12 protein-coding genes are annotated in these 15,729 nt (G+C 41.5%); 5 read left to right on the top strand and 7 right to left on the bottom strand.

The features are described 5' to 3' along the window. Window positions 1-71: 71 nt before the first annotated feature. Together MTP09_RS08650 and MTP09_RS08645 are read left to right on the top strand one after the other, a co-directional pair. A complete protein-coding gene (locus tag MTP09_RS08650; protein WP_243547957.1) occupies window positions 72-2,015 on the top strand; it encodes a S9 family peptidase in 1,944 nt (647 codons plus the stop codon). Between the two features lie 174 nt (window positions 2,016-2,189). Continuing rightward, entirely contained in the window at window positions 2,190-2,963 is a 774-nt protein-coding gene (locus tag MTP09_RS08645) for a patatin-like phospholipase family protein (RefSeq protein WP_243547955.1), read from the top strand. A gap of 445 nt (window positions 2,964-3,408) precedes the next feature. Here the strand turns inward: MTP09_RS08645 and MTP09_RS08640 are convergent, their stop codons facing one another. The 6 genes from MTP09_RS08640 to MTP09_RS08615 all read right to left on the bottom strand — a co-directional run bounded on the left by MTP09_RS08640 (window position 3,409) and on the right by MTP09_RS08615 (window position 9,656). Beyond that, complete coding sequence (locus MTP09_RS08640; protein ID WP_243547954.1) at window positions 3,409-3,765, bottom strand: diacylglycerol kinase family protein; 357 nt, start codon at window positions 3,763-3,765, stop codon at window positions 3,409-3,411. A 145-nt stretch (window positions 3,766-3,910) separates the two neighbouring features. Further along, on the bottom strand, window positions 3,911-5,275 hold the full coding sequence (locus tag MTP09_RS08635; RefSeq protein WP_243547952.1) for a M20/M25/M40 family metallo-hydrolase: 1,365 nt from the start codon (window positions 5,273-5,275) through the stop codon (window positions 3,911-3,913). 645 nt (window positions 5,276-5,920) lie between these two features. Continuing rightward, complete coding sequence (locus tag MTP09_RS08630; protein ID WP_243547951.1) at window positions 5,921-7,165, bottom strand: DUF1015 domain-containing protein; 1,245 nt, start codon at window positions 7,163-7,165, stop codon at window positions 5,921-5,923. 7 nt (window positions 7,166-7,172) lie between these two features. Continuing rightward, a complete protein-coding gene (locus tag MTP09_RS08625; RefSeq protein WP_243547949.1) occupies window positions 7,173-8,132 on the bottom strand; it encodes a D-2-hydroxyacid dehydrogenase in 960 nt (319 codons plus the stop codon). Between the two features lie 50 nt (window positions 8,133-8,182). Further along, window positions 8,183-9,247, bottom strand: coding sequence for a 3-phosphoserine/phosphohydroxythreonine transaminase (gene serC, locus MTP09_RS08620; RefSeq protein WP_243547948.1), 1,065 nt, complete (start codon window positions 9,245-9,247; stop codon window positions 8,183-8,185). Between the two features lie 58 nt (window positions 9,248-9,305). Further along, a complete protein-coding gene (locus MTP09_RS08615; protein ID WP_243547946.1) occupies window positions 9,306-9,656 on the bottom strand; it encodes a 4Fe-4S binding protein in 351 nt (116 codons plus the stop codon). A 61-nt stretch (window positions 9,657-9,717) separates the two neighbouring features. Between MTP09_RS08615 and MTP09_RS08610 the strand changes: the two genes are divergently transcribed. Then, a complete protein-coding gene (locus tag MTP09_RS08610; protein ID WP_243547944.1) occupies window positions 9,718-10,752 on the top strand; it encodes an acyl-CoA reductase in 1,035 nt (344 codons plus the stop codon). 1 nt (window position 10,753) lies between these two features. Here the strand turns inward: MTP09_RS08610 and MTP09_RS08605 are convergent, their stop codons facing one another. Then, a complete protein-coding gene (locus tag MTP09_RS08605; RefSeq protein WP_243547942.1) occupies window positions 10,754-11,068 on the bottom strand; it encodes a DUF4286 family protein in 315 nt (104 codons plus the stop codon). Between the two features lie 149 nt (window positions 11,069-11,217). Between MTP09_RS08605 and gyrA the strand changes: the two genes are divergently transcribed. Both gyrA and MTP09_RS08595 read left to right on the top strand, forming a co-directional pair. Beyond that, window positions 11,218-13,887, top strand: a complete 2,670-nt coding sequence (gene gyrA / locus MTP09_RS08600; RefSeq protein ID WP_243547941.1) for a DNA gyrase subunit A — start codon at window positions 11,218-11,220, stop codon at window positions 13,885-13,887. 28 nt (window positions 13,888-13,915) lie between these two features. Then, the gene (locus tag MTP09_RS08595; protein WP_243547940.1) at window positions 13,916-15,304 is read left to right on the top strand and encodes a tetratricopeptide repeat protein; all 1,389 of its coding nucleotides are present in this window, start codon (window positions 13,916-13,918) and stop codon (window positions 15,302-15,304) included. The last annotated feature ends 425 nt before the right edge of the window (window positions 15,305-15,729 follow it).

Genomic DNA, 15,729 nt, shown 5'->3' with positions numbered 1-15,729 from the left:
CGCAGAAATAGCAATATAGAAAGCACGATGATTTCGTGCTTTTTTGTTATCTTTAAAACAAAATTGAAAGTATGAAATTGAGAGCAGGATTACTCCTTGTCCTTTTTTCCGGGACATTCCTTTTTGCGCAGAACACCAAAGATTTTGTAGCGCCCAATGAAAACCTGATTGCAGAAAACATTCCGTCCCTCCCCAGAAGCTTGACCGAAAAACTCAAGACATACACCGAAAGCAGAAGTGCGACGGTTTCAGCAGTTCATCCGAATGGTAAGGAGCTGATTATGGTGACCAGATTTGGTTCGACTAATCAGCTGCACAAAATTTCGCAAGCGATGGGAATGCGGAAGCAGCTCACTTTCTTCAATGAACCCGTGAACTTTGCTTCTTACGAACCCGTGAATGGCGACTATTTGGTTTATTCAAAAGATATCGGTGGCAACGAATTCGGCCAGCTTTTTAAACTTGATTTAAAGACGATGGAATCGAAGCTACTGACCGACGGTGGAAGAACGCAGAACGGCGGCGTTACTTGGCTGAAGGATGGTTCCGGATTTTATTTCACTTCGACGAAAAGAAATGGGGGAGACCGCGATATTTATTTCATGAACCCCTTTAAACCAGAAGAAACCAAGCTTGTTTACGAGATGAAAGGCGGCGGTTGGAGCATCGGTGATATTTCTGGAGACGGAAAACAGCTCATCATCCAAAACTATATTTCTGCCAATGAATCACAGATTTATCTTTTGGATACCTCAGCCAAAAAGCTGCAACCCATTACCAATATTAATGAGAAAAGCATCGTGCAGAGAAGTGCAAGATTTTCAGGAAATCCTGGTGAAATTTGGTTCGTGACCGACCGCGACAACGAGTTTGCCCGGCTTGCAAAAATGAACCTGAAAACGAAGAAAATCAGTTATATCACTTCTGCAATTCCTTGGGAGGTTTCGGGTTATGAACTTTCTGACGATAAGTCGAAACTCGTTTTCGAAACGAATGAGGCAGGTCTGAACAAGCTCTACATCATGAATACGAACGGAACTTCATACACTGCGGTTCCTAATTTACCAACCGGATTAATCGGGAATTTTGAATTTACCAAAGACGGCAAATCGCTGTTTTTCTCACAGTCAACGTATGATTCCAGTTCAGATATTTATCGGCTTGATGTAAATTCCTTAAAGACCGAACGATGGACGGAAAGCGAACAAGGCGAACTTCAGAAATCCGATATGTCGGAACCGAGATTCATCGAATGGAAAAGTTTCGACGGGCTGAAAATTTCGGGATTCCTGTATCCTGCTTCAAAGAAATTTACGGGGAAAAGACCGGTGCTTATCAATATTCACGGTGGACCGGAAGGACAGTCGATGGCGTCGTCACTCGGAGCGAATAATTATTTTACCAACGAAATGGGCGTGACTTTGATTTACCCTAATGTTCGTGGCTCATCAGGTTTTGGGAAAAAATTCATTGCGATGGATAACGGTTTCCTGAGAATGAATTCGGTGAAAGATATCGGTGCGTTGCTCGACTGGATTGCTTTGCAGCCCGACCTCGACAAAGACCGGATTATGATTATGGGCGGAAGCTACGGTGGATTTATGACTTTGGCGACTGCTTACGAATATGCCGACAAAATCCGTTGCTCGGTTGATATTGTAGGAATTTCCGATTTCAACACCTTCCTCAAGAACACCGAAGATTACCGACGCGATTTAAGAAGGGTGGAATACGGCGATGAACGCGATCCGAAGATGAGTGCGTTCTTCACCAAAATTGCACCGCTTCACAATACCGACAAAATCAAGAAGCCAATGTTCATCATCCAGGGAACGAACGATCCGCGAGTTCCCGTAACTGAAGCGATCCAAATGCGCGACAAGCTGAAAGCGCAGGGAAATACGGTTTGGTATCTGGAAGCCAAAAACGAGGGGCACGGTTTCCGTAAGAAAGAGAACTCGGATTTCCAACGATTGGCGGTCATTAAATTTATGGAGGAATATCTTTTGAAATAAGAAATTGCTTCGTGAAACTTATTTAAGAATGTAAAGATCTCTTTGATTACAATCATATCCACCGGAAATTCCCGGTGGTTTTTCTTTTTGTTGAGGGAAGATTTTAAGTGCTGCATAATTTTTAACCGATTTCCGAAACCGATTTGTTTGCCGTTTTCTTACTTTTGGAATGAAATGGAAAAGAAAAAATTAGGATTGGTTTTATCAGGTGGCGGAACAAAGGGAGTCGCACACGCGGGAGCCATCAAATTTCTTGGCGAAAAGAATATTGAACCGGATATTTTAGCGACTTGCAGCGCGGGTTCCATTGTCGGCTGTATGTATGCGGTGGGAAAATCGCCTGAAGAAATTTTGAGTTTTTTCAACTCCGTCTATTTCTTCAACTGGCGGCATTTTGCAATCAACAAGCCAGGTTTGGTTTCTTCACGGATTTTCAGGACTTATCTGGAGCCGATTTTTAAGGATATGAAAATTGGCGACCTCGACAAAGATATTCGGATTGTCGCCACAGAGTTGGTTTCGGGAACCCAGAAAATTTTCGACAAGGATTTCAGCGTGATCGACGCGATTATCGCTTCCTGCTCCATTCCAGGAATCACAACTCCGTATATTGTGGGTGAAGAGATGTTCAGCGATGGTGGAGTTTTGAACAATTTTCCTGCGGATATCATCCAGCACGACTGCGAAAAAATGATCGGCGTTTTCGTTTCTCCGCCGCAGGATATCGAGATTCAGGATCTGCACTCGATCCGTTCGGTGGTTTCGCGTTCCTACGATTTGCTTTCTTACCGAACCGAACTGCATAAATTCTCTTATTGCGATTGGTTCATCACCTCCAAGAAATTGGCGCAATACGGAACCTTCGAGCGAAAACCAGAACATTTGCAGGAAATTTTCGAGATCGGCTACAATGCGGCGAAAGATTCCTTTGTCAGTTTTCTGGGTTAAGAACTACAATGAGTTTTTTGAAAATCAATAGGAGCGGACTTTAGTCCGCTTTAATTTTGTCGAGCTCATTTGGCTTTAGCCGAAATTTATATTGTAAATCAAAAAATAAGTTTAAAGAGTTGATTCCTGTAGAATTTAGGTTTGACTTGTATCTATTTAATAATCAACTTTTAATAAAAATTATGTCTGTCATTGCTAAATGAAATGCCTTCGCGCGCATAATTATGAAGTCATTTAGTAAAATATTCCTTGCGCACTTTGCGAGGAAAAAATACTCGCAAAGCTAAACAAAGATAAATTAATATTGCTGCTCCAAATTAAAGACAGACAAATCGTAAATTCGCCGAGTCCATTTGATAAAACTAAAAAAGGAGGCAAAGGCGCTATCGCTTAGTAAAGATATACAAAGATACCAATTCGGAAGAGGTATTTAATTTATAAACTCTTAATGAAAAATATACTTCCAATACACCAAAATACCCACTGCAACAGAAGCGAACGCCATTAACCCCACTGAAGCTGCGGCAATGTCCTTGATAATTTTGATGCGTTCATCAAATTCGGGTTGAATGATGTCGCAGATTTTTTCCACACAAGTGTTCAGGATTTCCATACTCAAAACAGAAAAACAGACCACGAGAATAATTGCAGCATCGACGGTGTTGAGCTTTAGGAATACGATCAGGAAAATGTTAATCAGTAAAGCCAAAACTTCCAGCTGAAAATTCCTCTCGGATTTCAGCATCCAGATCACGCCTCTGATTGCGTTTCCCACACTTTTATGGAATGGAGGTTTTCTCATATTTTTTTGTTGCAATGGTTGCAGTTGTTGCGATGGTTATATTGTTGTTCCAAGTTTCAAGTTTCAAGTTTGCGATTCCTAAATTCACAATTGACTTCCGAAGGAAAATTCACCATTCACCTAAAAACTCATTATTCACCGATAGTTACCAACTTTTATCCACCATATAAATCAGCTGTCCCATCGCGACTGCGCCTAAAAGCAGCTCTCTGCGGTTTACCTTTTCAAAAGTATCTTCTTCGGTATGGTGGATATCGAAATACCTTTGCGAATCGGGAACAAGTTCTGCTAAAGGAATGCCGAGTTTTTCCATCGGTTCGATATCGGCTCCTGCGTACTGGAATTCAAAATTATGGATTCCGTAAGGCAAAAATAAATTCCGCCACGACTGAACTTCCTTTCTTTTTTCAGGACTCATTACCAACGCAATTCCGCGCGGAGTAAATCCACCACCGTCACTTTCTATGGCGAAGATATGCTTTTCATTATTTTTCTGGATATTTTCGGCATATTTGTTTCCGCCGCGAACACCGTTTTCTTCATTCGCAAAACAGACAACGCGGATCGTGTGGTTGTTCTTAATTCCTAATTTCTTGAAAGTTCGTAAGATTTCAATACTTTGAACAATTCCCGCTCCGTCGTCGTGCGCACCTTCTCCCACATCCCAGGAATCGAGATGTCCGCCGACAACGATCACGCTCTGATCTTTGTTTCCTGTAATTTCACCGATCACGGAATGGGAAAGTTTTTCACCTTTCATCGTGCAGTTGGAATTCAGTTTGGCGAAAACTTTCTGCGTTTTTAAAGTTTTCTCTAATTCGTCCGCACTTTTCGGACCGATTGCAACTGCAGGAATTTTAGTGGTGTCGTCTTTGTCGTAACGCATTGCACCAGTATGCGGAACATCGTCAAACGCGGAAGAAAGCGAACGGATGATGACTGCTTTCGCACCTTTTTTTCCTGCCCAACTCGCGGCGGAACGACGGTACATTCCTGCATCACCATAAGCTTGTCCTGTCACGATAAACCTTTGGTCAAAAGCATAATTAAAGAAAATGATTTTTCCTTTTACCTGACTTTCAGAAAGTTGGTTGAATTCCGTCTTGTTTTTCACGAAGATAATTTCGGCTTCTACGTCTTTTCCTTTCGTTCCTTCGGAATTTCCTAAAGACAACATTCTTAGTGGTTTCCATTTTCCGTTCTGGGTTTTGATATGGAGGGATTGCTTGCCTCTTTCCCAAACAGGAACCATTACTTCTTCCTTCCAGACTTTGTCGGCTCCTGCTTCCTTCAGTTTTTGCACCGCCCAATCTGTGGATTTCTCATACGCTTCCGACCCGCTCAAACGGTGACCGATATTTTTGGTTAAAGTTCTGAGGTTTTCGTAAGCGGTTCCGTTCACCAACATCTCGTCCGAAATCCTTTTAAACTGTAGGGAATCTGCCTTGGTTTGGGCAAATAAAAATCCGCCCAGAAAGAGCGGAAGTATTTTTATGAGCATCAATTTCATTGTTCGTTTTCTGAATTCTAAATTCAAATGTAAACAAATTTATGTTGTGGTGAAAACTTTTTTCTTTCAGTTTCCGAATTCTATGGAAAAGAAAAGTACAAGTCCATCGATAATCTTTTTGTGAAAGTGGAAGAGTATCTAATTATTTTTTCAACTGTAACTTTTGTAATGATGTGTTACGTTCAGTTTCTTTATTGAATTCCAATTTTTGAGTTTTTACAGTCAATATAAATTTCACTGTTTAAAAATATTCTATTTCCCAACATTCCCGACATTCTAGAAAATTTCATTAGATAATATTGAGTTTTTGAAAAACGTTCCACATAAGTAACCTGATTTAGCAGGATTATTAAGTTTCCAAATTCAATATTCTCACTTGATTTATTATTTCCTCGTTTTGAAGATTTAGAAAAATTCTTATTAACTCTAACTTTCTCGTTTGTAAATCCATAAGTATGTTTTGTTCAAAATTACAAAATAGTTTAATTACGAATTACTTATAAACATTTTTTAACTTTTCCCACCTGAAAAAGTTCCCAATAATCTACGTGAAATTTTTTGTGGTTCCGACACAGTAAAGTTTGCAAATCGATGGCAAATACCTCAACCACAACCACAACCTCAACCTCAACCTCAACCTTCCTCTTACTTCATATCGTACATCACCAAAGCCGTTACCAGCTTCGGTTCGATATAGGTGCACTTTGGCGGCATCTTGATGTTTTTGTCGGAGACCTTTAAGAGATCCGAAAAACTTACGGGATAGATTCCGAAGCCGACTTTGTATTTCCCGGAATCCACTTTTTCCTTGATGCTCATGATTCCGTCGATTCCCGAATTTCCTTTGATATAGGTAATCTTGTCAGTAGTTTTCGGATCGTCGATTCCCAGAATGTCTTTGATAATGAATTCTTCAAGAAGGAAATGGTCGAGATCGTTCAGCTCGCTTTGCTGTTTGCGCAGGTCGTGCTTCACGTGGAGCGAATAAAACTTTCCGCCCAAATACATCGAAATATGGAATTTCTGCGACGGATAATAAGGCGTTTCTCCCTTTTCGTGAACGAGGAAATTTTTCTCAATTTTTTTCAGAAACTGCTTTTCGGTGAGTCCGTTCAAATCTTCGAGAAGACGGTTGTAGTCGTGAATTTTGATAGACTGGTTAGAAACGATAAAACTGTAAACATAGTTGTAGTGTTCGATTCCGCTGTGCTTCTTGTTCTTTTCCTGAAGGTTTCTCGCATTCAGCGCTGTGGAGCCGATTCTGTGGTGACCATCCGCAATATAGAAGGAATCGATCTGTTCCAGAACTTCCTTGAACTGCTGCATTTTCAGTCGGTTGTCGATTCTCCAAACTTTGTGTCGGATTCCGCTGTCGTCAAGATAATTAAGGATTGGAACGTTTTTCTCCTCATGGTTCATCAGCAGTTCCACTTTCGGATTCGCCATATAAGTAAGCAAAACGGGTTCTGCCTGAATATTCACCTTTTCGAGATAGTAAGCCAGTTTCTCCTTTTTGTGGGTTAGAGTCGATTCGTGCTTTTTGATTTTCCCGTTCCAGAAATCGTCCACACTCACCAAACCGAGAAGCCCGCGAAAGATCGATTTATTGGGCAAAATCTGCTCATAAAGATAATAGGAAGCATTATTATCCTGCACCAATTTTTTATCGGCGAGAAGTTCCTCGAAATTGGTTCGGATTTTTCTCAGGTTTCGGTCGATGTCCTTTGATTTGCTCACCACGTAAGGTTTGATCATCTGGATGTACGAAGAATCCACCTGCGCTTTCTTATTAATCTCTTCCTGCGTGAAGTTGTCTAAAGGATGGGTTGGGAAAACCTCGACGTAATCGTCGTTGGGACGGATTCCCCGAAAAGGTTTAAATATAGGCATTGTGTTTCTATAGTTTCTTTTTGATTTCAATAATTTGCGAAGCAAGTTCTGCTCCGATTTTGCTCTGTGCATCCAAAGTATTTCCTCCCAAATGCGGTGATAATGAAAGGTTTGGGTTCATCAGAATCGTCAGTTCGGGAGTCGGTTCGTTTTCGAAAACGTCGAGAGCGGCACCTGCAACTTTGCCAGATTCAATAAAATCGAGTAGGGTAACTTCGTTGATAACGCCGCCTCTCGCAGTGTTGACGATGAACACGCCGTCCTTCATTTTTTCAAATTGCGGAGTGTCGATAATATAACGGTCTGTTTTCGGCGTGTTGATGCTGATGAAATCGGTGTCTTTCAGCAATTCGTCCATATCGTTAATTGAAGAAATCTCGAAATCCACTTTCTGTCCGTCGAAGAAATTCAGGGTAACCGTTTTGGTTCTTGGATTTCTGGTGAGGACTTTCACCTTCATTCCCATTGAAATTCCCATCTTCACCACTTCTTCACCGATACCGCCGAAACCGATCACCCCTAAAGTTTTGCCTTCAAGCTCGACTGCTTTGGAATAGGATTTCTTCAGGGCATTAAAGTTGGATTCCCCTTCAAGCGGCATCATTCGGTTGGCTTCGTGCAGGAATCTTGCTAACGAAAAGAAGTGCGCAAAAACCATTTCCGCCACCGAACGCGAGGATGCATTCGGAGTATTGATCACTTGGATTCCTTTGGTCCTTGCGTATTCCACATCGATATTGTCCATTCCAACGCCGCCTCTTCCGATGATTTTCAGTGACGGACAAGCGTCGATAAGGTCGGTTCTCACTTTGGTTGCGCTACGAACCAGAAGAACGTCGATATTATTTTCATTAATGAAATTGGCAAGGTGTTCCTGTGCAACTTTCGCCTCGATAAATTCGATTCCGGCTTCTTTAAGCGCCAGTTCACCCGCTTTGGAAATTCCGTCGTTTGCTAAAACTTTCATTTTTATTAATTTAGAAATTTGATAATTTGGAAATTTGAAAATGAAAAATATTACTTGATCGACTTCATAACATCCACCAAAACCTGCACACTTTCAATCGGCAAAGCATTGTATAAGCTCGCTCGGTAACCGCCCAAACTTCTGTGTCCGTTCAAGCCGTTGATTCCTGCGGCTTTCCAGGCGTTGTCGAATTCCTCTTTTTTGGATTCGTCGGTGATCTTGAAGGGAACATTCATTAGTGAGCGATCCTCTTTTTTGCAGAAGGTCTCAAACATCGGATTACTGTCGATTTCGTCGTAGAGTAGTTTTGCCTTTGCCTCGTTTCTTTTTTCTGCTTCCGCAATTCCGCCGTTATTTTCTAAATGTTGTAATGTCAGTAAAGATGCATAAACAGGGAAAACTGGCGGCGTATTAAACATTGATTCTTTCGCAATGTGCAACGAATAATCAAGGTACGAAGGAATGTCTCTTCCTGTTTTCCCGAGAATCTCTTTTTTCACAACGACCATTGTAACTCCGGCTGGACCCATATTTTTCTGAGCTCCCGCGTAAATCACATCGAATTTGGAGAAGTCGAGCTGTCTCGAAAAAATATCGGAACTCATGTCGCAAACCATCAAAGTATCCACATCGGGAAAGGTTTTCATCTGGGTTCCATAAATCGTGTTGTTGGAAGTGCAGTGGAAATAATCATATTCGCTTCCCACTTTATAATCTTTTGGAATAAAGGAGTAATTTTCAGCTTTTGAGGAGCCGACAACATGCACCGTCCCAAGTCGTTTTGCCTCTTTGATTGCATTGGAAGCCCAGGTTCCAGTATCTAAATATGCGGCTTTTCCGTTTTCCTGTTTCATCAGGTTAAAGGGAACCATCAGGAATTGCAAGCTTGCGCCACCTCCTAAATAAAGTACTTCATAATCATCATTAAGGTTGAGAAGGCGCTTTACGATTGCCCTCGCTTCGTCCATTACGGGAACGAAATCCTTGCTGCGGTGAGAAATTTCGAGGATTGATAATCCTATTCCGTTAAAATCGAGAACCGCCTGTGCTGATTTTTCGAAAACTTCCTGTGGAAGGATGCACGGACCTGCGCTGAAGTTGTGTTTCTTGTTCATTTTTATTTTTTGTGATTTAGATTTTTAATGAAAAAAAAGCCCACGGTTAGTGAGCTTGTTATTCGCCATGAAGAAACGCTTTTTTCTCAAGCAGTTCTTCTTCGGACTCGACGTGGTCTTCATCGGGAATACAGCAGTCCACCGGACAAACCGCTGCACATTGTGGTTCCTCGTGGAAACCTTTGCATTCGGTACATTTATCGGTCACGATAAAGTAGATATCGTCGGAAACTGGTTCCTGTGGTGCGTCTGCATCAATTGTCAACCCCGACTTCATCACCACTGTTCCTTTCAGTGCGGTTCCGTCGGAAGCTTTCCAGTCAACTGCTCCCTCATAAATCGCGTTGTTCGGGCATTCCGGTTCACACGCGCCGCAGTTGATACACTCATCTGTTATTCTGATAGCCATTGCTAATATATTATTTTTAAATTTGCACAAAATTACGAAAAATCCGCTAATTTCCCACAATATGGCAATAGAAAATCAGATTTTAGGACTTTGCAAGTTAGGTGATTTTATTACAGAATTCTTGAAAAAAGAACCTGGATTTTATAATGAAGTTGAAAGTGAATTAGATGCTCTGTTGAGAAAATCACAAATCGAAAATTCCTGGTTCACGATCGAAAATCAAAAATTTGCCATGAAACAGTGGGCGGATTTGCTCAATGAAGAAGGGATAAAAAAATGGCTCTCAAATTATCAGATTGCTAAAATTCCAAAGAAAATCGGATTGATTCTGGCGGGAAACATTCCAATGGTGGGGTTTCACGATGTGATCTCCGTTGTTTTGAGCGGAAATATTCCTGTGATCAAACTTTCTTCCAAAGATAAGCGGGTGATTCCTTTTCTCTTAAAAAAGTGGAACGAATTTTCTGATGGAAACGTCAACTACGAACTGGTAGAAAAATTGGAAAACTATGATGCGGTAATCGCCACGGGCAGCAATAATACAGCGCGATATCTCGAGTATTACTTTAAAGATTACCTGAGCATCATCCGAAAAAACAGAACAACAATTGCGGTTTTGAAAGGAGATGAAACCGACGCGGAACTTCAGCTTTTGGCTGAAGATATTTTCAGATATTTTGGTTTAGGATGCAGAAATGTCACAAGGATTTTTATTCCTTCCGATTTCAAAATCGACAGGTTATTTGAGAATTTTTTGAATTTTAAGGAAATTATCAACCACCACCAATACGCCAATAATTACGAATACAACCGTGCCATCTATTTACTGAATCAGGAGCAGTTCTGGGACAATAATTTTGTAATGCTGAAGGAGGATGAGAAGCTGTTTTCGCCGCTTTCTGTCATTAATTTTTCAAGATACTCAGATTTGGACGAAGTAAGGGGTTTCATTAAAATTAATCAAGAAAATATCCAAGCAATTGTCGCAAAACCAGAATTAGGATTAGATTCGATTAATTTCGGTGAAGCGCAAAACCCAGGACTGGAAACGTACGCGGACAATGTCGATACGATGAAGTTCTTGGAGGTGGTTTAAACTATAATCGCTGTTTCTTCGGATTCAAAAACGTCATAAAAACCATCACGTTTTCGCCGAATTTGCTTTCGATTCTTTCGGTGATGTTTTTCAGTTCGATCTCCACAAAATCCCCGCGTTTTTCTTCGTTATCAAAAACCAGGAGCAGATTGGTGTTTTTTCCTTCGGTTACCATTTCGCTTTGCACTTCCGACAGGATGTACTTCTCAACATCCATCAGGTTTTCGACCATTTGATGAAACTCGCCTTCAAGGTAATTTCCCCATTCTTTACCAGTGCTTTCGGTACTGTGGAAAGTGATGCTCAGAACACTCATTTTTTTAACTTAATTTATGATGATTGTGGATAAATTCATTGGCAAAAATCGGTAAATTTTTCGTATTTTAGCACGTTATTAAAATTAGAAATTAAGGAAATTTCAGCGAAGCTTTTAAGTGGCTGATTTTCATTTTATTAAAACTCATTATGCAAAAAGAAGGAGAAAGGTTAATTCCTATCAACATTGTTGATGAAATGAAATCCTCTTACATCGACTATTCGATGTCGGTAATTGTTTCCAGAGCGTTACCCGATGTAAGAGACGGCTTGAAACCCGTTCACAGAAGAGTTCTCTACGGTATGTACGGACTCGGCGTTTTTTCAAACAGAAAATACTTAAAATCCGCGAGAATTGTTGGTGACGTTCTCGGTAAATACCATCCACACGGCGATACGTCGGTTTACGATGCGATGGTGAGAATGGCGCAACCATGGAGTTTGCGCTATCCGCAAGTTGACGGACAGGGTAACTTCGGTTCGATGGACGGTGATCCGCCTGCAGCGATGCGTTATACCGAGGCAAGGTTGAAAAAGATTTCCGACGAAATCTTAGCCGATCTTGATAAGGAGACCGTGGATTTCCAAAACAACTTCGACGATTCGTTGACGGAACCTTCCGTATTGCCTACAAAAATCCCGAATCTTTTGGTGAACGGTACTTCGGGTATCGCGGTGGGAATGGCGACCAATATGGCGCCGCACAACCTTTCTGAAAGTATCGACGCGATTGTTGCCTATATCGATAACAATGAGATTACCATCGATGAACTGATGAAGCACATCATTGCACCGGATTTCCCGACAGGTGGAATTATCTACGGTTACGACGGTGTTCGCGACGCATTCCATACTGGTCGAGGAAGAATCGTGCTCCGCGCGAAAGTGAATTTTGAGGAAGTGGGGAACAGAAACGCCATCATCGTTACGGAAGTTCCGTATCAGGTAAACAAAGCGGAAATGATCGCCAGAACCGCGGAATTGGTGAAGGAAGAAAAGATTCCTGGAATCTTCGAAATCCGCGACGAGTCCGACAGACAAGGAATGCGTATCGTTTACGAACTTAAAAACGACGCGATTCCGAATGTGGTGCTGAACATGCTCTTTAAATACACGGCGCTTCAAACCTCTTTCAGCGTGAACAATATTGCTTTGGTTAAAGGAAGACCAGAGCAGCTCAACCTGAAACAAATCATCCATCATTTTGTGGATCACCGTCACGAGGTTATTGTAAGAAGAACCGAATTCGAACTGAAAAAAGCCAGGGAAAGAGCCCACATTCTTGAAGGGTTCATGAAGGTGATCGGAACTCAGGACGATTTAGATAAAGCCATTGCAATCATCCGTCACAGTGCGAATCCGCAGGAAGCGAAGGAGGGATTGATGACCGAGTTCGACCTTTCCGAAATTCAGGCACAGGCGATTTTGGATCTTCGGCTTGCCCGATTGACGGGAATGGAGCTCGACAAAATCCGTGCAGAGTACGAAGAAATCATGAACTTGATCAAGGATTTGGAAGATATTCTTGCGAACGAGTCCAGAAGGTTTGAAATCATTAAGAACGAACTTTTGGAAATGAAGGAAAAATACGGCGACGAAAGAAGAACCGAAATCGATTATGCGGGAGGTGATATGTCGATCGAAGACTTTATCCCTAACGAAACCGTAGTGGTTACGATTTCGCACGCTGGTTATATCAAAAGAACTTTGCTTTCGGAATACAGAATTCAGAGCAGAGGAGGTGTAGGAAACAAGGCGGCTTCAATGCGTGACGAAGATTTCTCCGAATACATCGTTTCCGCGACCAATCACCAGTATATGCTCTTCTTTACCGAAAAAGGGAAATGTTATTGGTTAAGGGTTTTCGAAATTCCTGAAGGTTCCAGAACTGCGAAAGGAAGGGCGATCCAGAATTTGATCAATATTGAACCTGACGATAAAGTAAAAGCTTATATCAGAACTAATGATCTGAAAGACGAGGAATACGTCAACCAGATGAACGTTGTGATGATTACTAAAAACGGTACGGTGAAGAAAACTTCGCTTGAAGCGTATTCAAGACCGAGAACCAACGGAATCAACGCTATCGAAATCCGTGACAACGACCAGCTTTTAGGAGCAAGGTTGACCGACGGAAAATCTCAGATCATGATTGCAACCAAGAACGGTAAATGTATCCGATTCCCTGAAGAAAAGGCGAGAGCAGTAGGAAGAGGATCGATTGGAGTTCGTGGAATTACGCTTGAAGAAAACGACGAGGTTATTGGTATGATAATTGCGAATGATGTGGCGAATGAAAGCGTTTTAGTGGTTTCTGAAAAAGGATACGGAAAACGTTCGGCAGTTGAGGATTACCGGATCACCAACCGTGGTGGAAAAGGGGTGATCACACTGAACGTTACCGAGAAAACAGGTAACCTCATCGCGATTCAGAACGTGGTTGATGGTGATGGTTTGATGATCATTAATAAGTCGGGTGTTGCGATTAGAATGAGTGTGGACGAACTTCGTGTAATGGGTAGAAATACTCAGGGTGTGAAAGTAATCAACCTGAAAAACGGCGACGAGATTGCTGCCATCGCTAAAGTGGAAATGGACAAAGATGTCGAAGACGAAAATGATGAAGAAACCGAAACACTTCCGGGAGCAGTAGATTCTCAACTTCCAGAATTTAAGGATGTGCCTCAAACCGGCGACAACGCCATCAGCAATATGGGCGACGAAAAATATCTGAAAAAGATAGAGGAGGAGGAAGCTAAACAAAACGAAAAGCTCGAAAGAGAAAAAGACGCCGAAGAATCTGATGATTCCGAGGAATAAATTGTAAACCTAAATTTTTTAAAATATTATGAAAAGAATATTTTTAAGCGTGGCAATGGTTTCTGTGACTTTTGCCTTTGCACAAAAAAAGGAAATCTCCGCTGCGGTAAAAGCAATTGACGCAGGAGATACAGCCACTGCAAATGCGCAGGTTACTGCAGCTGAGGCGGCAATGGGAGGTAATCTCTACCTTCTTGAACCATCACTTCAGGAGCAGTATTATTATGCTAAAGGTTTGTCACTTTTGAAAGCGGGTAAAACTGCCGAAGGTGCTTCTTATCTTGCGAAGATTGATGACCTTGGAAAGAATAAAATCTTTACCGGAAGAGACAGCTCCAAAAACAGAGTATATTACGTTGGTAAAGCTTCTGCAGATGCTTCCGGAATTCAAGGATTAAAAGAAGAAAGTTATTCTCCGTCACTGAACAGCAAATTGGGCGCATCGCTCAACCCAATTATCGAGAGAACTTACAAAGCAGCTTTAGAGGAACACAACGGCAAGAAATATTCATCTGCTGCGGTGAAGTTCAAAGAAGCTTATGACCTCTTGAAAGCAGTTGGACAAGACAACAAACAACTGATGTACTATTCCGCGCTAAGTTACGCGCTTGCCGATGACAAACCGGAAGCAATCAAAGGATATTCTTATCTGATCGATTCTGGCTACACCGGTGTGGAAACCACCTATACTGCGAAAAACAAGAAAACCGGAACGGTGGATACGCTCGACAGAACAACTTGGGACCTTTATAAAAAAATGGGAGCTACCGGTGATTATACCGACTTCAAAACCGAGACTTCAAAAAGCATCGAGCAGGAGCTTTACGAAACCAAAGCTGCGCTTTTGGTAGATGCTGACCGTGCTGAAGAAGCGGTAGCTTTCATCCAGAAAGGATTGGCTAAATTCCCTAAAAACAGCAAGCTTGCCGACCTTCAGGGAACAGCATACTACAAATCCGGTAAAATGGACCAGTTCCTTGCAACATTGAAAACACAGCTTGCGCAAAATCCAAATGATGCCAACAACTGGTACAACCTTGGAGTTTTGCAAAGTAAAGATCCGGCAACGATGAATGATGCAATTGCTGCTTTCAAAAAAGCGGTGGAATTAAAGCCGAATTTTGCACAGGCGTATCAAAACCTGACCTTCATTACGATGGGTGATGATGCAAAAGCCATTGACGATTACAACGCGGCAAGAAAAGCAGGCAAAACTGCAGAAGCCAACAAAATCATCGAGGCAAGAAGAGCAAGATTGGCAGCTGCACTACCTTACGCTGAAAAATGGTATCAAGCGGATCCTGAAAGCATCGATGCAGTAAGTCTTTTGAAAGGACTTTATCTGTCCAACAAAAACCAGGCGAAGCACGAAGAATTCGAAGCCAAAGAAAAAGCAATGAAAGCAGCCGGAAAATAATTCCACGTAAGCAGGCATTGATTTTTTTCAAAATCAACAGAAAGCCATCTCGATTGAGGTGGCTTTTTTGTATCCGCAATACATTTATAAAGGTTTTAGGGAAAGACAAATTTCGGCTTTCACAAAATTATTACTACCTGTAGTGCATTATCGATGGTTTTATAAACGCCACCATATCAGTAAAGTTTTATTTTGCTACTCATGCACGAATTACAAAATTTTAGAATGTTATAAATAAAGTAATCATCACAAGAATAAATTGAATATTAAGCATTCAATTATTTGAGAGGAATATAAAAATATTTGTCATTTTTATGAAAATTCGTGTATTGACTCCGTCGAATCTTCGATTTCGTGGCAAGTATATCAAGCACTGTAGGTTTATTACTATAAAAAAATAGTACTTCGGTTACGGTCGGCTCTCA

This window comes from Chryseobacterium suipulveris (assembly GCF_022811685.1).
Taxonomy (GTDB): domain Bacteria; phylum Bacteroidota; class Bacteroidia; order Flavobacteriales; family Weeksellaceae; genus Kaistella; species Kaistella suipulveris.
Note: the sequence above shows the minus strand (reverse complement) of the source record. Positions and strands in the feature narration are given on the sequence as shown.